Consider the following 22538-nt stretch of genomic DNA (forward strand, 5'->3'; position numbering starts at 1 on the left):
CAGCTGTTTTGATTTTTACGTTATGCTATAGCCTATGAACAATACACATTTAACAGAAATTCGCTTCAGCAATCTTGAACTGTCTGACTCTATCTTACGCAGCTTAAAAGATGCCGGCTTTAATCACTGCACCCCGATCCAAAGACAAGCTCTACCTTTATCGTTACGGGGCAAGGATATTGCGGGACAGGCTCAAACCGGGACCGGCAAGACCGCCACTTTTTTGCTGGCCACTTTTCAGCATTTGATTAATGATGCCGAGGACGATGCAGAAGCACAAACCAACGCTGACATAGAGACAGAAAAAACCGCGCCAAACGTCGTTGCCAAAAGCAAGCAAATCAAATATCCTAGGGCCATTATTCTTGCGCCAACCCGCGAGCTGGCCATTCAGATCCACAAGGATGCATTGCAACTGGGCAAGCATCTTAATCTTAAATTGGCGCTTATTTACGGCGGCACCGACTACCAAAAGCAACTAGACAGCCTAAAGTCCAATGTCGATATTATCATCGGCACACCCGGTCGCATCATCGACTTTTACCGGCAAAATGCGTTCACCCTGGATAACGTGAAAGTCACGGTGATGGACGAAGCCGACCGCATGTTCGATTTGGGTTTTATTAAGGACATCCGCTTTTTATTACGGCGCATGCCGCCGCCGGAACAGCGCCTGAATATGTTGTTCTCGGCAACCTTGTCCTACAAAGTGACCGAGCTGGCTTATGAGCACATGAACAACCCGGTTTTGATTCGCATCGAAACCGAAGAAGTCACCTCCAAAGCCATCCAGCAAAGCGCATTTTGTCCCTCGAACGAGCAAAAGATTCCGTTGTTGGTCGGCATATTGAATCAGCACCAACCGCAACGCAGCATTATTTTTGTTAACACCAAACGCTGTGCCGAACGACTGGACGACACCCTCAACGCTAACGGCTACAAAACTGCCGCGCTCAGCGGTGATGTGCCGCAAGACAAACGCCAGCGCTTGTTGAGCGATTTTCAGGAAAACAAAATCACCTTATTGATTGCGACCGATGTTGCGGCCCGCGGCCTGCATATTGCCGATGTTTCGCATGTCATTAATTACGATCTGCCGCAGGATGTGGAGGATTATGTACACCGGATCGGCCGCACTGCGCGCTTTGGCGCCAGCGGTGTCGCGATCAGTTTTATCTGTGAGGAATATGCGTATTCAATGCCCGATATCGAAGAGTACATTGAGCAGAAAATTCCGGTCCTACCGATTACGGATGATCTTTTAGCTGAAGTTGTAAAGCCGGAAAGAAGACCTGAAAAAATCAAAACCGAGTATCAGGGAAAACGTCCGAATCAAGACAAAAGCTGGAAACCTAAAGCCCAGCCATCAACTCCCGAAAATCCTCAATAGCGGGATAAGCGGTTATTTCTTTTTTAGGCAGTTGGGTATCGGGCCTGCTCACCGAAATCAAATGCGTTATACCGAACTGCCTGGCTGAATTGAGTACCGCCAGACTGTCATCGATCAACAGCGTGGTTTGCTTTTCAAACGGCACGCGCTGTTGCAGCAACCGCCAAAAATCGGCGTGTTCCTTGGGAATCCCCAAATCATGGGAGCTGATAATGTCGTCGAAAAACGCCTGCAAGCAGGTTTTTTCCATCTTAAGGCCCAGGCTGCCCCGATGGGCATTGGTGACTAAATACACCTTTTTGGGCGATTGATGCGCTTTTTCCAGAAACTCCGTGACATGCGGCAATACCGCGATTAACCCGGAAATTTCCGCTTTCAATCCGACAATATCCAGCTCTAAAACATCACTCCAGTAATCCAGGCAATACCATTCCAACTTGCCTTCCATGCTTTTAAAGCGCGGCTGCAACTGCAACTTTGCAGCATCAATCGACAAGCCCTGTCTTTCGGCAAATTTAAGCGGAACGAACTCCTTCCAGAAATGATTATCGAAATTCAAATCCAGCAGCGTTCCATCCATATCCAGCAAAACGGTATCAATTTTTTTCCAATCAATCATCAGAGTGCGTTATATTTGTAAAAAATACTTAATAAAATAGCACAATGGCTGAAAAACCAACCATCCGTAACAAAACAACTATCGCTACCAGCCGATTATTCCGCATTGAATCGCTGGATATTGAGTTTAGCAATGGCCAGCTGCGCAACTACGAACGCTTGGCTCGAAGCGGTTCGGGCGGGGCGGTGCTGATTGTGCCGATGCTGGATGCCGAGACGGTATTGTTGATCAGGGAATATTCAGCCGGCGTGCATCGTTATGAACTGGGTTTGCCCAAAGGCAAGACCGACGCCGGTGAGTCCTTCCTGGAAGCCGCAAACCGTGAGCTTAAAGAAGAAGTCGGCTTTGGCGCCAGAAGCCTGTATCACTTAAGCTCCTTTTCCATCGCACCTTCCTATCTGGAACACATGACCGAGATTGTCATTGCCCAGGATTTGTATGCCGAAAAACTGGAAGGCGACGAGCCGGAAGAGCTGGAAGTCATTCCGTGGAAATTAAGCAATATCAATGAATTGTTGGCTACTGGAGAATGTACCGAAGCCCGTTCAATTGCCGCGCTGTTTATGGCAGTGGAATACTTTAAAGCGCTGTAGGCCGGAAACGCCAATTTGAGTTTAAGAGTTTTATAGAAAATGACGATTAAAATTACTGAGCGAAAAGCAGATGGAACTCCCTTTATAGAATGCTTCAATTGTTTTGAAAGAGAAAGCCCAAAAAAAGTTGGAACATGCTGGGAATGGAGTAGATTTGATGTCCAAACATCGAATCATCAAAAAAAATGGGGTGATTTAAAGATCATTTGCCTTAACTGTGGTCATTCACATCCAAGGTACAGCTTAGGGTTCGCAAAATATAAGCATTTGGACACTATTCATCTATGCTTGGTATCAGATGGTGATCACTTTTCTTCTAGATGTGGAGTGTTCTCTGGTTCTGTTACGATTCCGCGTCAAAATATTGAAGAGGTTAGAACAATTCCTAATTTCAAAAAAATGTGCAAAAAATGCGCTAGAGAGGAAGGCGTATCTTTATATCGTTATAACAATTGGTATTCTGAAAAAGACAAAGAACTTGAATTAGAATTCTATAGACACCTATGAAGAAAGGGCTAGCAATCTCATTACAATCGATAAAGCGGTTCCAATTTATCATCGTCCGTAACCGCTATTTTCTCCCTGGCTTTATTTTCCACAAACGCCTGGAACAGCTTTTTGCCCTGCCACTGATCGGGTTCCCTACTATACAAAATCCGGTTCAAATACAGAACTTCATCCCTTAACCTTGCGTCGCTTAGCTCGGCGATAGCGCCCAGACTCGCCGCACCATACTTTTGCCGCCCCCATGCCAGCAAGGCATCTTTGGCGGCCACGGCATTATTATCGGCGCAGGCTTTTTTCAGGCTTTTTACGCTGTCTTCCAAGCGTATTTCCCGCTCACTTTTTTCCGCAACCGGTCTTTTAGCCGAACGCTTAATCAGGAAATAGGCCAGTGTCGCCAACCAACCTGAGGCCAGAAACACCGAAACCCACAACCAGATATTTTGTTGTTGCGGCGGGATGCTAATCGGCGTCGATTGTTCAGATTTTTGCGGTTGTTGCACCTCCGCCGGAGCCACCGGTGTAACAGGAGCTTGTTGGGTTCCCGCCGCATCGAGCGCCGTGATGGCGGTTTCCGGAATTTTGGCGATTTCCATTTTTTGGCTTTGGCTGTTAAACCAGGGAATTTCTATCGCCGGCAGTTTATAGAAGCCCGCTTTTGAGGGAATGATGGCTATTTTTTCTTCCCTGAAAGCAATCAAGCCTTCCGGTTTTTTCTGTTCCTGCAACACCGGCTGATCAGGGTAGGTTTTCAACCGATCATCAATTTTGCCGATATTTATCTCGGGCAACTGGCCGACTGTTGTGCCTTTTGCCAGCAGCGTCAAGGTCCGGGTCAAAGGCTCGCCGACTTTCATTTGCTGGTTATCGCCCGACCATTCTTCCTTTAAAACCAGTTGTTCCGCAGAAAGCCAGTGCTTCCCGGTAAACGTTGCCGGAGCCGGTTTTACATCCAGCGTCACCGATTTGGATGAAATCTTTTTGGTTTTGGTCATCTGCGAATTAAAAAAGCCATTAAAATTCGGACGCGTATTAGCCACGATCTCTGCCGTTAACATCAGGGGTTTGATGGTTAAAGAACCGCTTTTTTGCGGAAAAATTGAATATTTACGCTCGGTAACCAGATAATTCACGCCGTTGATCTGGGTATTATAATTACTGTCATCGCCCAGTTTTTCAATCACTGCATCACTCAGTTCCGGTTCATTCAAGCTGGCCTGGGCGATCTCGACTCTTCTATATAAGCGCACGGTATAGAGAACCTGGGATTGCACATAAGGGCTCTGCGGCGTCGCCTCAACCTCCAGAAACAAATCATCATCGGTATCCACGGCTTTATTGGCCGTCGCCTGCGTAACCAGAATGCTCGCCGGCTGACTGACATCATCGCCAAACTTCACCGCAGGAACAACCAGGCTGCCGGGATGCTTGGCCATGACGTTAACCGTCCACTGTATGGTCTTGCTGGACTGTCCGTTAATCCAGGACGAATTGCTGCTCTGGCTTTGGCCGAGTATCTCGAAATCCTGTTCCAGCGGGCCAAAATCCGGGTCGTTATCCGGCGTGTCGTTGGCGGTAAAAATGATCTGGAAAGATTCATCCAGGCTGACCGGGTTGCGGTCGAACGACACGCCGATTTGTGCGGCGAATACATTGCCGGGCACCAAATTCAACAGCAACAGAAGAAAAAATAACTTTTTTATAATATTCATAGCTTCATCATTTAGATTAATCAAGATTCCAGGCGTCTATAAACGGCCGGTAAAAACACAAATCCTGAACTGTTGCGCCTCTTTTAGTTACTAAAGCGGACGCGAACGACTGCGCTCGCTCCATAGTCAGTTGCAGTGGCCAGCCATGCTGCATGCCCAGCAGCAGAACCGCCGCAAACGCATCACCGGCACCCACGGTATCGGCTATCGCTAAATCATCCACCGGCACAACTTCAATAAATTCCCCGGCGTGATTGATTGCCATTGCACCTCGACTGCCGCAAGTGACCACCAGAACCTCCAACCCATGTTGCGCCAGAAATAAACGCATTGTATCTCGCCGCGTGTTTTGTAATGGCGATAGATGCATTAACTCATCATCATTCAGCTTGACCCATTGTGCCTTATCGAGCCATTGATAGACCGTCTCTTTATGCCACCAAGGCGCTCTCAAATTGACATCGATAAAAACCTTGCCTTGGTGACGCGCGGTTAAATTCCGCAATGCCTGTTCCGATGTACGGTTACGCAAGGCCAAAGTGCCGTGATAAATAACGCTATACCGCCGGTCGACATCCCGCTGCTGCGCGGCAATAAAATCGTAAGCCTGATCGGCTAAAATATCATAGCCGGGCTCGCCGTTGTTGATAGTGACCTGCACCGTTCCGGTAGGATAATCGGGATCGGTTTGCAGGTTTTCAACAGCCATGCCCCAATCCAGCATGGCCTGCCTGATTTTATCGCTTAAGGCATCATTGCCTACCCGGCTGATAAAACACGGGTGTTGATTAAAAGCCTGAAGATGCCAAGCCACATTAAAAGGCGCGCCACCTAATATTTGCTGGCCGTCCGGGAATTGATCGAACAGCGCTTCACCGAAAACGGCGATTTGATTATTGATCATGTTTGTTTATCTTGTGACATGTTTACCGACTTAAGCTCCTATTGTGGGCGCGAATTCATTCGCGCCCACATGCCGATTTGGCCTACCAACCACCGGTATCACCACTTTCCTGACGGCCACGCTGCCCGTATTGATATTTAAATTTACGTTTTAACAACCCGGCCGGATCGTCGGGAATTCTTTTGAGCCATTGCTCGTTGGCTTGCTGTTGTTCATCCGTTGGCTCGGCCTTGCCTGGCGCTTGCTGTTTGTCTTGTTTCTTCGCGTCGTCTTTGCCCTGCTCGGCTTGCTGGGGTTTTTCGGCTTCCGGCTTCTTTTCCTCGGCTTTATCTTGCTGCTGCTTTTCTTCAGACTGCTGTTGGTCCGATTGCTTCTGCTCCGGTTTTTGCTCGGGCTTTTGCTCAGATTGTTTTTGTTCGTCAGATTTTTCCGATTGTTCACCCTCCTTGTTTTTCTCGGAATCGCCCTTGGATTGTTGTTTATCGTCCTTTTTTTGCTGATCCTGTTTCTTTTGCTCTTGTTTTTGCTTTTCCAGTTCCTTTTCTACGACCTCCTTGTTGTGTTTGGCATCGGCATCGTTGGGATTAATTGCCAGGGCCTTTTCATAGGCTTTTATAGCTTCTTCCAACTGACCGGCTTTCGCCAGCGCATTACCCTGATTGTACGCGCCGCTGGCGGACTTGCTGCTTTTCAGGCTTTCCAGCGCCTTGTCATACTCGCCCGCCTTGTACTGCGCCGCCGCTTTCCAATCCGGATTTCCAAATTGCTCAGCCGCCTTGGCATAATCCTGTTTTTTATAAGCCTGTTGCGCTTGCTGGTCCTTGGTCTGCCATAAGTCCTGCCAGCCCAACGCATAACTATTTTTAGGCAGCGGCAAGATCAGCAATAAGGCAAAACATAACAGGCCTTTCCTGAACGTCAGTGCGGCCAGAGGCAAGGCCAGTAATAATAACCAGGGACCTTTGTCCGCCCACTGGTCCAATAACAGGTTGTCGTTTTGCTTGCCCTGCTGCCGGGCCGATCTATCCATGCTGGCCAGCACAGTTTGAATATCCGCATCATTGGCCGTTATGGTTTGATAAACGCCATTCCCAGCCTGCGCCAGTTTTTCCAGATCGCTGGAATTTAATTTGGGCACTACGATATTGCCTCGCTCATCTTTAAGAAATCCGCCCTCCGGCAGCGCGATCGGTGCGCCGTCATCGGTTCCGACACCCAATATGGATAGCTGATACTTATCCAGTGTTTTGACTGCGGCTAAGGTTTTATCCATATCAACGCCATCGGTGACCAACAAGATCCGGCCTTTTTGCAGGCCTGCCTGCTTGAGCAACTCCACGGCTTTTTCCAATGCCGACGCGGTATTGCTGCCCTGGCTGGGCATAATGTCGGTATTCAATGCCGATAACTGACTGTCTATGGTCTCGGTATCGTCGGTCAACGGCGTTACGGTAAAGGCGTCGCCGGCATAAACCAACAATGCGGTCTGGCCGTCTTTGCGCTGTTTGAGTATGTCGGCGATTTTGTAGCGCGCCATAATCAAACGGCTGGGCTTAATATCGGCGGCGTCCATCGACCGGGACAAATCCAGCGCAATCACCAGGGCCGAGTCATTCCTGAATACCGGCGAGGGTAACCGTTCCCAGGTTGGCCCGGCCAGCGCGATAATCGCCAGCAGCGCGGCGATGGCTCCGGCCGTTATCGGCCAACGGCTTTGGTTGACCGCCTTTTCCTGCAACAGATACGGCAATAATGCGGCATCGCATACGGCAGACCAGTTGCCCTGACTCAGCTTGTTCCTTAGCATTAACACCAGTATCGGCAGATACGGTAAAACCGCCAGCAGCCAGTACGGCCTGATAAAATGGAATTCGGCCAGATTCATGACAACCTCACTTTAGACAAAGCAATGACTGCAGCCAGAGCCAATGCCAGCGACAACGGCCAGTAATACAGTTCACTACGGGGCCTGAAATATTGTTTGTCTTTTTCGACCGGTTCCAGCTCATCCAGCCTCATATAAATATTGTTCAGCTCATCGGTGTTTCTGGCACGGTAGTATTGACCTCCGGTGCTTTCGGCAATCTTGATCAAGGTTTTTTCATCCAGGTCGACGGACGGGTTAATCTTGCGGTTGCCGAAAAAACTGCGCACGATCATTTCATCCGCGCCTATGCCGATCGTGTAAATTTTCAAATGATTGGCTGCGGCCAATTCGGCGGCCTTTAACGGTGAAACTTCACCGGCGGTATTGGCGCCGTCGGTCATCAACACCAAAACCCGGCTGTTGACCTGCTCGCTTTTAAGACGCTTGACCGCCAAGCCTATGGCATCGCCTATCGCGGTATTGTCGCCGGCAAGACCGATGACCGCCTCATTCAATAAGGTCATTACCGTTTTTCGGTCGAAGGTTAACGGCGTTTGTAAATAGGCCTGGGTTCCGAACAGGATCAAACCCACCCTGTCGCCGACACGCCGGTTAATAAAATCGGCCGCAACCATCTTGGCTGCGGTCAGCCTGTCTACAGACCGCTTGTTGATCACAAAATCCTGCTCTTCCATACTGCCTGACAAATCCACCGCCAGCATTAAGTCCCGGCCGCTGACCGCCTGCTCAATCGGCTCGCCCAGCCATTGCGGCCTAGTACAGGCGATGACCAGAAACAGCCATGCAATCGCCGCCAACAGTAACGGCCATTGTTGGGTTTTGGAGACCGCTCGGGTTTCAATATCGGAAAAATCGTCCAAAAACGGGACTTTTAATGCCGCCTGTTCCACAGGCATCTTGGCCGGAACCAGCCAGCGGATTAACAAGGGTAAAGGTAACGCGGCCAGCAGCCAGGGCCATTCAAAGTGAATCATGATTTTGTCTGGGATTTAAGCCAGTCTTCGCATAGGTCGATTAATTGGGAAATTTCCAGTTCTGTGGGCGGCGTTTTTCGATAGGGTGCGTCAGCTAAAAGTTGCCCAATGCCCTCACTGAACGGCGTACCTTTTACCGAAGTGTCGAGAAATTCCAGCCATTGCCGTCCCGTTAAACCGGCTGCCTTTGTCCGTGGCGACACGCTGATCGCTACACGCCTGACCAGCACCGATAACTCACCTAATTTCTGCAGGTTATCCCTCGCTGCACCCTGTTTGATTTGGGCCAGCATTTTTTTGGCGGTTTTAAGCGCAGTCTTGCGAGTCAGCCTTTTATAAAACCAGACCAGCAAAATAATCAGCAACGGGATTGATACCGCCAGCACCCACCAGCCGATAGCCGGGGGCCACCAGCCTATGGCTTCGGGTTCGTGGATGTCTTTTAAATCAAGGAGAGTTGGATTCATTTATCTTAAACGTTGTATCGGATCGTCTATAGTGCTGCACTGAATAAACGCTAGGCCCATTTTTTTGGCTATCTGCTCCGCCTGATTCAGCCGCCGGGTAAAGTGTTGTTGATATTTTAATAGCCGCTGCCGGTCGCCGGTATCGATAACCACATCCCGTTTATCGTCGGTAAATCGGTAGCGGCCTTTTTCCGGCAAATGGCTTTCCAGCGGGTCATACACAAAAATCAGCACCACTTCGCAATGTCGCGACAGCTTTGCCAGATACGCTTCAACCTGATCGTTAATGCCGCGAAAATCGCTGATAATATAAACCAGACTGCCGGGGCGGGCGTGGTGCATAAGCCTCGCCAACACATGTTCCAGCGTAATCGTCGCTTGCTCTAAGAGATTATCGTCATCTTGATTGCTGATTGCGTTTAAAAACCGCAGTACGGCATGTTTGCCGTTTTGCGGTTTCAATTCACGGCATACGCTCCCCGTAAATATCTGTCCGCCAATTCTGTCGCCATGATGTTGGGCGGCCCACGCCAACAATCCGGCCAGTTTGGCGGCGAGTACCGATTTAAACACACCCCGCGTAGCAAAATGCATGGCAGGGCGGTTATCCACAGAAATAAACACCGGCCGCTCACGTTCCTCGCGAAATACCTTGGTATGGGTTTCGCCGGTGCGCGCCGTAACCCGCCAATCGATGCTGCGTATGTCATCGCCCGGTTGATAACCTCTGGCTTCTTCAAACTCCATGCCGCGGCCTTTAAAGCGAGACACATAACCGCCGCTTTGCCCGGCACGTATGGTTGAATGTTTCAGGTCTAAACCGGCGGCCGGTCTCGCCAAATCGAGCAGCGTCTTTAACGACACCGAAACCAATTCACTGGTGGTTGACGCTTGTTTCCCAAAAATCATCAAGGTACGGCAACTCTGGAAATAAGTTCTTTAATAAAATGATCGGTCGTGATGCCTTCCGCCTCGGCTTCGTAAGACAATATCAAACGATGCCGCAACACGTCGAAAGCCATATCCTGAATGTCTTCCGGACTGACAAAGTCGCGTTGTGCCAGCCAGGCTTTGGCTCGCGAACAGCGATCCAGCGCTATGCTGGCTCTGGGGCTTGCGCCGTATTGCAGCCAAGTGGCCAAATCCTCTCCGTAGACTGCTGGGTTACGGGTCGCCAGCACTATTTGCAGCAAATAGTTTTCAAGACTTTCCGCCATGTGCAAATCCAACACTTCATTGCGCGCGGCAAACAAGGTCTTTTGCTCAAGCGGCTGGAACTGGTCGCCGTTTTTTACTGCTCCGGAACGCGCTTCGGTTCTGGCCAAATGCAAAATGCTTTTTTCATGTTCCGCTTTCGGATAATCGATTTTTACATGCAGTAAAAATCGATCCAGCTGCGCTTCCGGGAGCGGATAAGTGCCTTCCTGCTCGATAGGGTTTTGCGTTGCCATAACCATGAATAATTTTGGCAATGGGTAAGTCGCTTGGCCTACGGTTATTTGCCGCTCGGCCATCGCTTCCAGTAACGCCGCCTGAACTTTCGCCGGTGACCGGTTAATTTCATCGGCCAGGATCAGGTTATGAAACAACGGTCCTTTCTGGAATTCAAACGTACCTTGCTGGGGACGGTAAATTTCAGTGCCGGTCAAATCGGCAGGCAATAAATCGGGGGTAAACTGCACCCGGTGAAAATCGCCTTGTATGCCTTTGCTTAATACGTTGATCGCCCGAGTCTTGGCAAGACCGGGAGCCCCTTCAACCAGGATATGGCCGTCAGCCAACAAGCCGATCAGCATCCGTTCAACCAGCACATCCTGTCCGATAATCTCCTGATTAATATAGTTTTTCAACCGCATTAATGCCGGTTGGGCGGTGTTTTTAGTGCCGTTTTTTTCTAACATTAGTTGTTCTGACATGATGATGTTTAATCTTAAACACAGTAAGAAAGCCTTACACATTAAGCGTCAGGCAGGTTTTTTAGCTCAAAATATTGTCCGCAAATCATCTTTTCAACGGAAGTTTGCCTATTTTATACAGTTATGGCTCAAGGCAACATAGAGTAAAACTGTTAAATAATTCTGAATAAGTTGTGGATGAAGATGTGGATAACATTGGCACTTGAGTTATCCACATCCTGTACACAAGATCCGGATAAGCTTAACTGCATTTTAGCATGCGATTCAAATAACTGATTTTATATATAAAAAATGACTTATCAACAGATTTTCGCTTACGTAATAGTAATAATAGGTTTTTAATATTTTCAATTTATTACTATTATTCCGAACAAAAAATCTGCCCGATAGCCCTAATCACCTATACTCTTTCGATCTGTTTATGTTTGCGATAGAGCAACTGAGGAAAAAAATGAGAATTACACTGCTTATTTTAGGAAGCCTTTTTTCCACCTGTACTTTTGCAGGCATTTATAAATGCACGGACATTAGCGGCAAGACGGATTACCAATCAAAGCCTTGCGACCCGCAACATAAAACAGTGCAAATTAATGTTAAAACAGGCAGCTCTGCCGAACTGGACGAAGAAAAACAAAAACAGGATTTGGCAAAAAAGGAACAGGATGAAAATCTTGAGAAGGAGCAGAAACTGAAAAAACAGGCGCAGTTAAAACAAGATGCGACGAGTGAAAGCGCAAAAAACCAGTTTCTTATTAAAAATAATCCCGAGAGGTTTTCAGCATTTTCTATCCCGCCTTATGTGCTTGATCAGTTGCCGGACTTAGTCAAAGAGTACCAAACCAGACTTCCCGACATTGAACGTCTAAGAAGACAAGCCGCAGAAAAAGCATTGGCTTCAGGTCAATGTACTCGCGTTGAAGCATCGGAATTACATGGTAAAAGCACCAAGCCGGCGTTGGTCTTTTCAGTCAGTTGCAGTAGCGGGAAAAGTTTTTATTTTACCGAGCAGGAATTAGCCAAGTAATTGCCTAAATGAATTCATCAAAAACAATATTAATTACAGGTTGCTCTACCGGCATTGGCTACACTACAGCCGTTGAATTAAAAAAACGCGGGCATTTCGTTATTGCTACGGCAAGAAAACCGGACGATGTGCTCCGGTTGCAACAGGAAGGTTTTACCGCAATCCAACTGGATTTAGCCGACAGCAGCAGCATTCAACAAGCGGTCGATTCGGCGATTAAATTAACCGACGGAAAAATCGATGCGCTGTTTAACAATGGCGCCTTCGGTCAACCGGGCGCCGTTGAGGATTTATCCCGCGATGTACTCAGGTTTCAGTTTGAAACCAATCTGTTCGGCACCCATGAACTGACCAACCTGATCATACCCTTGATGCGCAAACAGGGGCATGGCCGGATTATCTATAACAGTTCAATATTGGGACTCGTCGCCATGACTTATCGGGGGGCTTATAATGCCAGCAAGTTTGCGCTGGAGGCTTTGGCAGATACCTTACGCCTTGAGCTTCACAGCACTAATATTCATGTTTCGTTGATTGAACCAGGGCCGATCCTGAGCAACTTTAGAAAAAATGCTTTTGCCCTATACAAGAAGAATATAGATCCGACGCATAGCTACCATAAAGAAACCTATCAAATCATGGAAGCGCGCTTGCAAAAAGAAGGCGCGGCAGCCGCGTTTACGCTCTCTACTGAAGCCGTTACCGAAAAAGTTATTCACGCGCTGGAAGCCCGGCAACCTAAAATACGTTATTACGTCACTTTTCCGACCTATTTGTTTGCCGTTCTTAAACGCATTCTGCCCATGTCCTGGTTGGACGCTTTACTCAGAAAGGTTCAATAATGCACGATCTCGATGAAATTATTATCGTTTGCCCCTATTGCGGAGAATCCCTGGATGTATTGGTAGACACCAGTTCCGGGCCTCAGCAATATTACGAAGACTGTTCGGTTTGCTGCGCCCCGATTTTATTTGTCCTGTCTGAAGATCATGCGGGAGAAATGGTTATTGACGTCAAAAGGGATGATGAATAATTCCGCACTCATTGGATTTAAGCGACAAAAATGACGCTTTTAGAAGACCTTATAACCCTTTATTTATAAAGGGTTTGTTATTTTAAAAAAAGGGTTATTAATTTTTTCTATGCTAGAATGCTTATCGGCATCAGCCTTTCATTATGTTGAATTCTTGCTTTTTTGCTTAAATTCTCATTTTAATCGTTATGCTGACACAAAATATCAACAATATAGGTTTATATAATCAATGAAAACACTTAAAAAAATCGTAATTTCTCTTGCTATGGCAATGTCTGTGGCTGCAATTTCATCAACTGCTTTTGCTGCTGAAAAGAAAGATCCTAATGCCATAGTTAGAGAAGCGGCTGAAGGTACGATTGCTAAAATCGAAGAAGCGATCAGCTTAATCGAAAAAAACGGCAGCAAAGAAGACACGGTAACCGCCATTGCTGAAGCTCGTCAATTACAAAAAGAGTTTCGTTATGAACTGACTGAACGTCTTCGTCAAAGAGCCAATGATAAATTGAGAGTGGCTCGTGAAGCTTTTGAAAGCGGTGATGTGAAATCAGCAGAAGAAACATTAAAAGCTTCTTTAGCTCAATTCAAAGAAATGAAAACAACTTACGACGCAGCACATAAATAACAAACTGCTGTTAAGTCAGATTCAATCATTTTAGCGCCGCGATTGAATCTGATTTTTAAATTCAAAAATAAAACTCGCTAAAATCACTCTTTTCACTGCTCCACAGCTGGTTGAGAAGTTTCGAACTGTGTTAAAATCTTCCCCGGTGTAGGGCTATTATCATTAATAGTTACACAGCCAATTTAATTAAAAAATAACAATGACTTGAGGTCGATTGCAATATGAAAATTTTAAAAAAAATCTTACTTTCTTTATTAATTGCAGCTTCTATGGGCGCTGTTTCGACTTCAGTATTGGCTGAAACGGATAAAGGCAGAGTCACATATGCTCCTGCTGATGCAATTGATATGGTAGTAGGAAAAATTAAAGTAGCGCTTGATGCTACGGCTAGCGGTACACAAGGCGATGCACTTGCCGATCTGATTAAAGATGCATCGGATGCAAGTAAAGAAATCAACGCTAATGATAAAGTTGATATAGCTCGCTCAAAAGCCAATAACGTTCTGAAATCAGCCAGAAAACTTGCTCAAGAAGGCAAGGCAAAAGAAGCCGAAGAAGCATTAAAAGATGCATCCAAAAAGTTTGAAGCGTTGAAAAGCTTAATCTAATCTCCGCCTAACCATATCAGGATGCCGTCCGGTTTCCTGGTATGGTGTAAGACCCTTTCCGCTTTACCCGTCTAAAAAACCGAATAGCACAATTGTATAGCTATGTCGGAAGTCAAAGCGGTAACTCCGTTATTTAAAATCCCAACATTCATCCCGTTATTAGACTTGATTGTCAGAACGGTATTTCTCCGATGCCAACAGGAAAGCCGCAAATTGCTTGTCGGTGTTCAGGATATGATTGATTAGCCAGCTGTTGAGGAAGGACAGCAAATCTTCACGCGAAATCGGAATTCCAGTTTTAATATCATTGCGCACGGCGACTACCTTGGCTGAGAAACTGCGGTGCTGTCGGATGTGGGCATCACTATCCTCAATGTAGTCGTATTTCTGCATCAATCCCTCTTCCGTTTCAAAGTGGTACAGTGCGTAGCTGAGCAAATTACGGGTAATTTCTTCCAGGAATTTGGCGTTATTATTAGGGGTCAGCTTGATATTGGCTTCATTAAGAAGGTTGACGAGAATTTGATGTTGTTCGTCGATTTTACCAATTCCGGTGACCAGCTTGTCATGCCATACGATAAGATCGTAATCGCTCACTCCTGCTTTCCTTATAGGTTTGCTATTTGAGTAACTCATCAGCCAGAAAATGGTGTACCAGACTGGTCATATTATGCTGCTCGGCCAGCAATTGAACTTTGTCTGCATCGGCCTCAACGTCCATACCGGCCTGACGATGCTCGCACAGATGCGCGCTAATCTGATGGATATTTTGATGCACGGCATCAAGTGCATCAAACTCGCTTATATTGCGAAAATGGCTGGCGTCTTCCTCAGAATACCACTGGCCAAAACGACATTGCTGGTGATCCAGCAGCGATTCCGGAGTCGTGTCGTCGCACGGGTCCTCAAGATTAGCGATAACCCGATTAGTCCAGCTGCGGTGATTGGCTTCCGTTAGCAGCAACTCGAAATAATCCCGCGAAGTTAAATCAGAGGCAGGTAAACCCCACAATGGATCCGGCGTAAACACTGCCAGCCATGTGCGCATTCGTTTTGCCGACATCGGACTGGCGAGTCCGGAACCCTGCATAACATCGCATCCCAGTTCCATCAGCATGACTATCTGATCGACGTACTTCACACCTTTAGCAATCACTTGAAGCCGGGAGGATGCAGCCAAACCGACCACGCCCTCAACAAGTGCCCGGTCTTCCGGGTCTGTTAGCATGTCGGAAACAAAACTCAAGTCGACTTTCAAGGCATCGACGGCAAGATGATTCAAGCGTACCAGCGATTGCACCAGCGATGAAAACCCGGTGCCAAAGTCATCCAGCGTAACGCGGACGCCCATGGCACGGCATCTGCGAATGGCATCCCCTCCGGCAATCACATCCTTTAATGCGGCCGTTTCAACAATTTCTAATTCCAATCGCTGAATGAGTTCAGCGTCATATCCGACAAGCAATTCTTGCAAACGCCGTAAAAACTCCTGACTGTGCAATTGACAGGCGGAGATATTGACGCTGATATGAAGGTTAAACCCCGTCTCACGCCATTCATTCAATTGCAGCAAGGCGCTTTGTATTGTCCATTCGCCCAAGGCGATAATCAGGTCGTCGTGCTCGATCACCGGGATGAATTCGGACGGCGCTAAGATACCAAGAACAGGATGATTCCAGCATACCGAGGCCTCAACACCCACCACCTTGCCCAAATGGCAATCAACCTTGGGTTGATAATAAAGTTCGAACTGCCCTTTAGCCAATGCTTCGTCGATTTTCTTGAGAAAGTCCTGAGTCGTCTGATTACGCACTTCGTGTACGGAGTTAAACAGTTTATAGCCATTTTTGCCGGCTTGTTTGACCTCATACATGACCTGATCGGCATGGCGTAATAGTAAATCCGGGTCGCTACTGTCTTCGGGAAACAGGGTAACGCCGATGCTCGCTGAAATATGCGCAACCTGTCCGAAGATTTGGTACGGCGCCGCTATGGCGGCCACGATGCGTGCCAGGGTCTGTTCGCATTCACTGACCGTTGCGAAGCCGCCGAGGAGCAGGGCAAACTCATCGCCCCCGAAGCGGGCGGCGGTGTCTTCTTGCCGTATACATTCTTTTAAACGCTGGGCCACATCCCGTAGCAACCGGTCGCCTGCTGCATGTCCTAGCGTATCGTTAACTTGTTTGAAGCCATCCAGGTCAAGCATACAAACAGCGGCAATTTCCTGGTTACGACGACAGCGAGCCAAAGTCTGGTGCATGCGGTCAGCCAATAAAACCCGATTGGGTAATTGGGTAAGCGAGTCGTAGAAAGCCAGATTATTGATTTTTTCTTCTATAACCTTGCGCTCGGTAATATCGGTATAAGTAGCGACATAATTGATAACCTCGCCCTCATTGTTTTTCACTGCCGTGATAGTGACAAAGGTAGGAAGCACCTCAGCATTTTTGAGTTGATTCCAGATTTCGCCCTGCCATGTCCCCGTATGAGTAATGCTGTCCCACATCGCGGCATAAAATTTCGCATCATGCCGCCCGGATTTTAATATGTTCATCCTTCGATTAAGCAACTCCTCGCTTGAATAACCGGTGAGCCTGATAAAGGCCTGATTAACCTTGATAATGACATTGTTGATATCGGTGATGACCATGCCTTCCTGGGACTCGAAAGCGGTGGCGGCGATCTGAAGCTCGGTTTCCACCTGTTTGCGCTCGGTGATGTCGGTGATAAAACCGTGCCAGAGCGTTGAGCCGTCAGCCAGTCGTTGCGGTAGCGCATTACCGAGTAACCAACATTCCGGTTCTTCGCCGAACTTCAACCGATATTCCTGGATCCAAGGCGTTAAGTCTTGTGCAGAGGTTTGAATGGAGGCTCGATGATTTTCTAAATCATCGGGATGTACCACAGTAAATACATAGGACGCATCTTCACGAACATCCTCCGGACTAACCCGATAAATCTTGAATAGGCCTTCATTGGCGTAAGGCACGCAACAACTGCCGTCGAGACGCAGTTGGAATTGAAAAACAATTCCAGGCGCTTGACTGGCAATTTTTTGGAGTCGATCCACCGCTTCTTGCCGCGTTATTTCCGCTTGTTCCTGCTGAATTAATTGAGTCTTAAGCGGGCGAAATACCAGAAAATAGATAGCCGGAAAGAGCAGCATCAAAAGCCAAACGGCATCAAGCAGCGCGGTGTGCCAACGCGAAAGCGGCGGCAACATGTCGATAAACAACATAACCAGCGTCTCGCCGACAAAAATGGCACCGGCCAATGCCAAGAGCAGACGATTGACTGACTGAGAGTCTTTAATTGAAATCACGCCAGCTCTCACTCATCACGAGTAAATTTTTTTGGGAGTGGAAAAACCGGCTCATTACTTCCTCTTGACAGCCAAATTGCGTGTAATCATTTACTGATGCCCTATCAGCATAGCAATAACATTTCAATTTGTCTAACGGCGTTTCCTTGCCGGTTTAAAAAGTGATTTTTATTATCGTTGTATAGATACCCCCGTTTAAAGATGGATCACGGTTATCGGTCACACCGTAGGCAAGAATCTTTCGCTCAGCACCTGTTGATCCGGCACGCCTTTGGCTCGCGCGGCCGCTTCGGCAGCGTCGATCAGGGCGGGCGGTCCGCACAGGTAGATGTCGGGCAACACAACTGCACCGGCCAGGTCTTGAGCCAGGGCATCCACCGGCGTACCGCTAAAACCCAGCCAGTTATCTTCCGGTTTCCAGACGCAGTAAATTACCTGAAGCTGGGGCAGTTCCGCTTGCAACGCTTCCAACTCGGTCTGGCAAAACAAATCTTCGGCCCGATTTGCGCCGAAATAGAGCCGCGCCGGATGCGGTTCCTGAAACTCGGCCATGCGTCTTAACATGGACATCATGGGTGCCAGACCGGTGCCGCCGGCTACAAACCAGCGCGGTCTCAGGCCGCTTTCATGCAAGCCGAACGCGCCTTTGGGGCCGTGAACGATCAACGTTTGTCCGACGGCCGCCTGTTCCCGTAACCAGGTGGAAAAAAGTCCGCCGGGTTGCAGACGGATCAAAAACTCCAGCCGACCTTCCCAGTTGCCGGTATTGGCAAGCGAATAGGCGCGCTTGATGTCTTGTCCCGGCACTTCCAGTTCCATGAATTGGCCGGGCTCGAATTCGGCCACGCTGCCGTCGTCTTCATCCGGCGCCAAGCGTAGTTCCAAACGCAGGGTATTTTCGCCGACGGAATCGACGGCGGTGATTTCGGCATTCCTTACCTTGATTTCACCGATCAGGATACGGTCGTGATCAAAGGGCAGGGAAATGCGCAAATCGCTTTGAGGAAAGGTGCAACAAAGCAGGGTGCCGCCCTTTGCTTCATCGTCTACGGGTAGCGCGGCGGGGTTGTGTTTGCCCAAGGTAAAGTCGCCGTGGGTGACATCGGCATAACAAGTGCCGCAACTGCCCTGTCCGCACTGGGCGGGCAATACGATATGCGCATCGGCGGCCGCTTCCAGCAGATTTTGGTCTGTGGCGCATTCGAAACGGAGCTGTTCCCCGTCGCGGGTAGTCAGTTCAATAGCGTGAGTGTTCATATTTCGGTTGGACTCCAGATAAAAAATGTTGCCGGAAAAACTTACGTTTCCGGCAACAAGAGAGGATTAAGCCGCTTTGCGCGTCAGCGATGCTTCGATGTCAGCCTGCGCGGTGGTAATCGGCAACAGCCCGTATTTATCGACCAGAACCTGTACCAAATTTGGCGTCAGGAAGGCGGGCAGGGTGGGGCCGAGGCGAATGTTGCGGATGCCCAGCGCCAGCAAGGTCAGCAATACGGCAGCGGCTTTTTGCTCAAACCATGATACGACCAGGGACAAGGGCAGCTCGTTGACGCCGCATTCGAAAGCCCCCGCCAGCGCGGTGGCAATTTTAATCGCCGAGTAGCTGTCATTGCATTGGCCTAAATCCAGCAGGCGCGGAATACCGCCGATGTCGCCGAAATCATGCTGGTTAAAACGGTATTTGGCGCAGCCCAGCGTCATGACCACGGTGTCCTGCGGAGCTTGTTCGGCGAACTCGGTGTAGTAATTGCGACCGGGTGCAGCGCCGTCGCAGCCGCCGACCAGGAAGAAATGCTTGATAGCGCCGGACTTGACCGCGTCGATCACTTTGTCGGCCACACCCAACACCGCATCGCGGCCGAAACCGACGGTGACGACTTTTTCGCTGACATCCTCTTTGAAACCGGGCAATGCACTGGCCGCCTGGATTAGCGGCGCAAAATTCTTGTCGCTGATATGGCGCACACCGGGCCAGCCTACCGGGCCTGCGGTAAAAATGCGCTGACGATATTGGGCTTGCGGTTCGATGATGCAGTTGGAGGTCATCAAAATGGCACCCGGAAACGCGGCAAACTCTTTTTGTTGATCCTGCCATGCGCCGCCGTAATTGCCGACCAGATGCGGATAAGCCTTGAGTTTCGGGTAAGCGTGGGCGGGCAGCATCTCGCCGTGCGTGTAAATGTTGATGCCCGTATCCTTGGTTTGCTCCAGCAAAGCGGCCAGATCGCCCAGATCGTGGCCGGAGACCAGAATGGCCTTGCCTTTGATCGGCGTGATACGCACTTGAGTCGGCTGTTGCGCACCGAAAGTGCCGGTGTTGGCCTCATCCAATAACGCCATCACCTCAAGGTTTAAAGTACCCAACGCCATAGACTGATTCAGCAACGCTTCGGCATCGGTGGGATCGTTGCTTAGAAAATCCAGCGCATCTTCGATTCCGGCGTAAACAGTATCGCTTTCCCCACCCAACACGTAGGCGTGATGAGCATAGGCGCAAACGCCTTTGAGGCCGTAAAGCACCAACGAACGCAGGCCGATAATGTCCGCGCCGACTTGGTCGAGTCCGGCATTGATGCCCACATCGGCGGCCTGTTTGAGCATTCCGTCCATGTCGGCAGCGGGCTGCCAGGCAGCTGGACCGGTGAGTTGTTCAGGCGTAAGGCCTGATGTAAGCGCCGCAGTGATGTAGCTCGCCTTGACTCGATCCCGTACCTGGGCGGCTTCCTGTATCAGGGTAACAAAGCGGGTGGCGTTGAAGTTCACGTTGGTCAAGGTAGTGAACATCGCGTACAGCATGAACTCGCCGGCTGCATTATCCGGGGCATTCAGGGCGCGAGCGCGTTTGGCGTACTGGGCAATGCCCTTGACGCCGTGAATCAGCAAGTCCTGCAAATCGGAAGTCGTGGCGTCTTTGCCGCACATGCCTTTGGCAGTAGCGCAACCGCTGTCGGCATTGGAGCGGTCGGTTTGTTCGCATTGGTAACAAAACATCAGGTACTCTCCTCAAGATTGAATCGGGTTAATGACTATGAACAGTCACCGTTTTTTCAGGTTGATTGGAATTTTTCCAATACATAGGTAAGAGCACTTACCATGCCAAGCAAAAAACCTTATGTTTTCAGGTGTTGCCAAAGTATCGTTGTATAATTAACATCAGTTTAAAGTTGTTTAATTGACATCAACGTTATCACTATGACGACAAACTCATTTTCCGCCTCGTTAATTTCCATTGTTGCCGACCTGTCCGCGCGCATGTCGGCAGAACAACGCTACCAACGGTTGTTGGCGCATTTGTGCCGGATTTTTCCTTGCGATGCGGCGGCATTGCTCAGGTTTGAAAACCATTGTTTGATACCGCTGGCGGTTAACGGCTTATCGGAAGATACCTTGGGACGGCGTTTTATGGTCAGCGAGCATCCGCGTCTGGCGCAGATTTTGGCCTCCGATCAATCTGTGCGCTTTGCCGCCGATTCCGACCTGCCCGATCCCTACGACGGGTTGATTGAAACAGATACCGATCAACTGCTGGTGCATGACTGCATGGGGGTTACGCTGTTTATCGATGGCGAGCCCTGGGGCGTTTTGACAATGGATGCGCTGGCCCCCGGTACTTTCGACAATATCGACCCGATGCAACTCAACACCTTTATCAGCCTGACTGCCGCCACGGTCAAGGCTGCGGGACTGATTGCCTCTTTGGAGCAGAGGGTGCGTTATGCGACCCAAACCTTATTCAAGGAAAATACCGACCACGACATGATCGGCGACAGCGACTGCATGCGGAAATTGCGCAATGAAATTTCCATCGTCGCCCCGTCGGAACTGGCGGTGTTGATTTTGGGCGAAACGGGGGTAGGCAAAGAACTGGTGGCCCTGCGCATCCATCTGGAATCGACTCGCGCCGATCAGGTCATGGTCTACGTCAATTGCGCTGCATTGCCTGAGAATATTGCCGAGAGCGAATTATTCGGCCACAGCAAAGGCGCGTTTTCCGGTGCAATCAGCGACCGGACCGGCAAGTTTGAACTGGCCAACGGCGGCACGATTTTTCTGGATGAAATCGGCGAACTGCCGCTTTCCATGCAGGCCAAATTATTGCGCACCTTGCAAAACGGCGAGATACAGCGCGTCGGCAGCGATAAGCAAATCAAAGTGAATGTCCGGGTTATTGCCGCAACCAACCGCAATTTGCAACAGGAAGTCGCCGCGGGACAGTTCCGCCCGGATCTTTACCATCGTCTGGCCGTTTATCCGATGCACGTTCCGGCCTTGCGCGAGCGGGGAAAAGACGTTTTATTGCTGGCGGGCGCTTTTCTGGAAAAAAACCAGCAGCGTTTGGGCGTTAAAAAGTTGCGCCTGGATCAGGACGCCAGGAAAGCCCTGTTGGATTACCACTGGCCGGGCAACATCCGCGAGCTGGAGCATTTACTCAGCCGGGCGGCGTTAAAATCGGCGACCCCGGAAAATCGCCAAGCGGATTTCATCACCATTTCCCTGGCCTATCTGGATATAGTGCCGAAGCCTTTGAATGCTCTGCATGTCGACGCCGTACCGGGTTCATCGACAGCTTTATCCGCGCCGATAGACTTTAAAAACACGGTTGACGAGTTTCAGCGCCAACTCATCCAACAACAATTAGCGGCGCAACAGGGCAATATGGCTGCGACGGCGCGAGTGCTTGGGCTGGATCGGGGGAACTTTCATCGTTTGCTGAAACGGCTGGCGGTTAAAGCTGAAACCTGAAAATGATTTTTACTTTATTGGCTTAAGGTGATTTACGAGAAAGAGTATCCCACCAAAAATCTAAAAACATGTCCACGAAAGACACGAAAGACACGAAAAAATTGTGTTAGGAATGAAAACTAAATAACTTGAACAGATAACATCCCTTTAAGGGATGTTATCTGTAAATTGGGTTCTTTAAATTAGAGCTCAAATGGTTGAGTTATTTAATTTTCA

At 49.0% G+C, this 22538-nt stretch carries 21 protein-coding genes; 9 read left to right on the plus strand and 12 right to left on the minus strand.

Annotated elements, in window-relative coordinates:
• Nucleotides 1-34: 34 nt before the first annotated feature.
• Nucleotides 35-1390, plus strand: a complete 1356-nt coding sequence (locus tag METTU_RS09255) for a DEAD/DEAH box helicase (protein ID WP_006891166.1) — start codon at nt 35-37, stop codon at nt 1388-1390.
• Here METTU_RS09255 and yrfG read toward each other — a convergent pair.
• Nucleotides 1353-2009 carry a GMP/IMP nucleotidase gene (yrfG, locus tag METTU_RS09260; protein ID WP_006891167.1) on the minus strand — a complete coding sequence of 219 codons (657 nt, stop codon included), beginning with the start codon at nt 2007-2009 and terminating at the stop codon, nt 1353-1355. The two genes, METTU_RS09255 and yrfG, sit on opposite strands and share 38 nt — an antisense overlap.
• 44 nt (nt 2010-2053) lie before the next feature.
• On the opposite strand from yrfG, the gene nudE reads away from it, so the two are divergent.
• Complete coding sequence (gene nudE / locus METTU_RS09265; protein WP_006891169.1) at nt 2054-2602, plus strand: ADP compounds hydrolase NudE; 549 nt, start codon at nt 2054-2056, stop codon at nt 2600-2602.
• A 39-nt stretch (nt 2603-2641) separates the two neighbouring features.
• A complete protein-coding gene (locus tag METTU_RS23165) occupies nt 2642-3109 on the plus strand; it encodes a hypothetical protein (protein WP_006891170.1) in 468 nt (155 codons plus the stop codon).
• Between the two features lie 20 nt (nt 3110-3129).
• On the opposite strand, the gene METTU_RS09275 is transcribed toward METTU_RS23165, so the two are convergent.
• The 7 genes from METTU_RS09275 to METTU_RS09305 all read right to left on the minus strand — a co-directional run bounded on the left by METTU_RS09275 (nt 3130) and on the right by METTU_RS09305 (nt 10967).
• Nucleotides 3130-4818 (minus strand): BatD family protein, encoded by a 1689-nt coding sequence (locus METTU_RS09275; RefSeq protein ID WP_006891172.1) that lies wholly within the window; start codon nt 4816-4818, stop codon nt 3130-3132.
• A gap of 16 nt (nt 4819-4834) precedes the next feature.
• The gene (locus METTU_RS09280) at nt 4835-5722 is read right to left on the minus strand and encodes a carbohydrate kinase family protein (RefSeq protein ID WP_006891173.1); all 888 of its coding nucleotides are present in this window, start codon (nt 5720-5722) and stop codon (nt 4835-4837) included.
• Between the two features lie 82 nt (nt 5723-5804).
• Nucleotides 5805-7607, minus strand: a complete 1803-nt coding sequence (locus METTU_RS09285) for a vWA domain-containing protein (protein ID WP_006891174.1) — start codon at nt 7605-7607, stop codon at nt 5805-5807.
• On the minus strand, nt 7604-8584 hold the full coding sequence (locus METTU_RS09290) for a vWA domain-containing protein (RefSeq protein ID WP_006891176.1): 981 nt from the start codon (nt 8582-8584) through the stop codon (nt 7604-7606). The genes METTU_RS09285 and METTU_RS09290 overlap by 4 nt, the downstream gene beginning before the upstream one ends.
• Nucleotides 8581-9051: a DUF4381 domain-containing protein gene (locus METTU_RS09295; RefSeq protein ID WP_006891177.1), complete on the minus strand. Its 471-nt coding sequence runs from the start codon at nt 9049-9051 to the stop codon at nt 8581-8583. The genes METTU_RS09290 and METTU_RS09295 overlap by 4 nt, the downstream gene beginning before the upstream one ends.
• Nucleotides 9052-9960, minus strand: coding sequence for a DUF58 domain-containing protein (locus METTU_RS09300; protein WP_006891178.1), 909 nt, complete (start codon nt 9958-9960; stop codon nt 9052-9054).
• Entirely contained in the window at nt 9960-10967 is a 1008-nt protein-coding gene (locus METTU_RS09305; protein ID WP_254257848.1) for an AAA family ATPase, read from the minus strand. Before METTU_RS09305 ends, METTU_RS09300 begins: the two co-directional genes overlap by 1 nt.
• 451 nt (nt 10968-11418) lie before the next feature.
• Here METTU_RS09305 and METTU_RS09310 point away from each other — a divergent pair, with 451 nt between their 5' ends.
• The 5 genes from METTU_RS09310 to METTU_RS09330 all read left to right on the plus strand — a co-directional run bounded on the left by METTU_RS09310 (nt 11419) and on the right by METTU_RS09330 (nt 14257).
• Nucleotides 11419-11991 (plus strand): DUF4124 domain-containing protein, encoded by a 573-nt coding sequence (locus tag METTU_RS09310; protein WP_006891181.1) that lies wholly within the window; start codon nt 11419-11421, stop codon nt 11989-11991.
• 8 nt (nt 11992-11999) lie between these two features.
• Nucleotides 12000-12833, plus strand: a complete 834-nt coding sequence (locus METTU_RS09315; protein WP_006891183.1) for an SDR family oxidoreductase — start codon at nt 12000-12002, stop codon at nt 12831-12833.
• Nucleotides 12833-13024 (plus strand): CPXCG motif-containing cysteine-rich protein, encoded by a 192-nt coding sequence (locus tag METTU_RS09320; protein WP_006891185.1) that lies wholly within the window; start codon nt 12833-12835, stop codon nt 13022-13024. Before METTU_RS09315 ends, METTU_RS09320 begins: the two co-directional genes overlap by 1 nt.
• Nucleotides 13025-13253: 229 nt before the next feature.
• Entirely contained in the window at nt 13254-13649 is a 396-nt protein-coding gene (locus tag METTU_RS09325) for a hypothetical protein (protein WP_006891187.1), read from the plus strand.
• A 221-nt stretch (nt 13650-13870) separates the two neighbouring features.
• Nucleotides 13871-14257 (plus strand): hypothetical protein, encoded by a 387-nt coding sequence (locus tag METTU_RS09330; RefSeq protein ID WP_006891191.1) that lies wholly within the window; start codon nt 13871-13873, stop codon nt 14255-14257.
• A 159-nt stretch (nt 14258-14416) separates the two neighbouring features.
• Here the strand turns inward: METTU_RS09330 and METTU_RS09335 are convergent, their stop codons facing one another.
• The 4 genes from METTU_RS09335 to hcp all read right to left on the minus strand — a co-directional run bounded on the left by METTU_RS09335 (nt 14417) and on the right by hcp (nt 20570).
• The gene (locus METTU_RS09335) at nt 14417-14854 is read right to left on the minus strand and encodes a bacteriohemerythrin (RefSeq protein WP_006891192.1); all 438 of its coding nucleotides are present in this window, start codon (nt 14852-14854) and stop codon (nt 14417-14419) included.
• 22 nt (nt 14855-14876) lie between these two features.
• A complete protein-coding gene (locus tag METTU_RS09340) occupies nt 14877-17579 on the minus strand; it encodes an EAL domain-containing protein (protein WP_006891193.1) in 2703 nt (900 codons plus the stop codon).
• A 219-nt stretch (nt 17580-17798) separates the two neighbouring features.
• Nucleotides 17799-18836, minus strand: coding sequence for an aromatic/alkene monooxygenase hydroxylase FAD-binding subunit MmoC (mmoC, locus tag METTU_RS09345; protein ID WP_006891195.1), 1038 nt, complete (start codon nt 18834-18836; stop codon nt 17799-17801).
• A 66-nt stretch (nt 18837-18902) separates the two neighbouring features.
• Complete coding sequence (gene hcp, locus METTU_RS09350; protein WP_006891196.1) at nt 18903-20570, minus strand: hydroxylamine reductase; 1668 nt, start codon at nt 20568-20570, stop codon at nt 18903-18905.
• Between the two features lie 201 nt (nt 20571-20771).
• Here hcp and norR point away from each other — a divergent pair, with 201 nt between their 5' ends.
• Nucleotides 20772-22322 (plus strand): nitric oxide reductase transcriptional regulator NorR, encoded by a 1551-nt coding sequence (gene norR / locus METTU_RS09355; RefSeq protein ID WP_006891197.1) that lies wholly within the window; start codon nt 20772-20774, stop codon nt 22320-22322.
• Nucleotides 22323-22538 lie beyond the last annotated feature (216 nt).

Origin of the sequence: Methylobacter tundripaludum SV96 (genome assembly GCF_000190755.2) — a bacterium.
Lineage (GTDB): Bacteria > Pseudomonadota > Gammaproteobacteria > Methylococcales > Methylomonadaceae > Methylobacter_A > Methylobacter_A tundripaludum.

What these genes read in the sequence shown, in the direction of transcription:
- METTU_RS09255 (WP_006891166.1), top strand. Translation starts at nt 35, where the DNA reads ATGAACAATACACATTTAACAGAAATTCGCTTCAGCAATCTTGAACTG.
- yrfG (WP_006891167.1), bottom strand. Translation starts at nt 2,009, where the DNA reads ATGATTGATTGGAAAAAAATTGATACCGTTTTGCTGGATATGGATGGA.
- nudE (WP_006891169.1), top strand. Translation starts at nt 2,054, where the DNA reads ATGGCTGAAAAACCAACCATCCGTAACAAAACAACTATCGCTACCAGC.
- METTU_RS23165 (WP_006891170.1), top strand. Translation starts at nt 2,642, where the DNA reads ATGACGATTAAAATTACTGAGCGAAAAGCAGATGGAACTCCCTTTATA.
- METTU_RS09275 (WP_006891172.1), bottom strand. Translation starts at nt 4,818, where the DNA reads ATGAATATTATAAAAAAGTTATTTTTTCTTCTGTTGCTGTTGAATTTG.
- METTU_RS09280 (WP_006891173.1), bottom strand. Translation starts at nt 5,722, where the DNA reads ATGATCAATAATCAAATCGCCGTTTTCGGTGAAGCGCTGTTCGATCAA.
- METTU_RS09285 (WP_006891174.1), bottom strand. Translation starts at nt 7,607, where the DNA reads ATGAATCTGGCCGAATTCCATTTTATCAGGCCGTACTGGCTGCTGGCG.
- METTU_RS09290 (WP_006891176.1), bottom strand. Translation starts at nt 8,584, where the DNA reads ATGATTCACTTTGAATGGCCCTGGCTGCTGGCCGCGTTACCTTTACCC.
- METTU_RS09295 (WP_006891177.1), bottom strand. Translation starts at nt 9,051, where the DNA reads ATGAATCCAACTCTCCTTGATTTAAAAGACATCCACGAACCCGAAGCC.
- METTU_RS09300 (WP_006891178.1), bottom strand. Translation starts at nt 9,960, where the DNA reads ATGATTTTTGGGAAACAAGCGTCAACCACCAGTGAATTGGTTTCGGTG.
- METTU_RS09305 (WP_254257848.1), bottom strand. Translation starts at nt 10,967, where the DNA reads ATGTCAGAACAACTAATGTTAGAAAAAAACGGCACTAAAAACACCGCC.
- METTU_RS09310 (WP_006891181.1), top strand. Translation starts at nt 11,419, where the DNA reads ATGAGAATTACACTGCTTATTTTAGGAAGCCTTTTTTCCACCTGTACT.
- METTU_RS09315 (WP_006891183.1), top strand. Translation starts at nt 12,000, where the DNA reads ATGAATTCATCAAAAACAATATTAATTACAGGTTGCTCTACCGGCATT.
- METTU_RS09320 (WP_006891185.1), top strand. Translation starts at nt 12,833, where the DNA reads ATGCACGATCTCGATGAAATTATTATCGTTTGCCCCTATTGCGGAGAA.
- METTU_RS09325 (WP_006891187.1), top strand. Translation starts at nt 13,254, where the DNA reads ATGAAAACACTTAAAAAAATCGTAATTTCTCTTGCTATGGCAATGTCT.
- METTU_RS09330 (WP_006891191.1), top strand. Translation starts at nt 13,871, where the DNA reads ATGAAAATTTTAAAAAAAATCTTACTTTCTTTATTAATTGCAGCTTCT.
- mmoC (WP_006891195.1), bottom strand. Translation starts at nt 18,836, where the DNA reads ATGAACACTCACGCTATTGAACTGACTACCCGCGACGGGGAACAGCTC.
- hcp (WP_006891196.1), bottom strand. Translation starts at nt 20,570, where the DNA reads ATGTTTTGTTACCAATGCGAACAAACCGACCGCTCCAATGCCGACAGC.
- norR (WP_006891197.1), top strand. Translation starts at nt 20,772, where the DNA reads ATGACGACAAACTCATTTTCCGCCTCGTTAATTTCCATTGTTGCCGAC.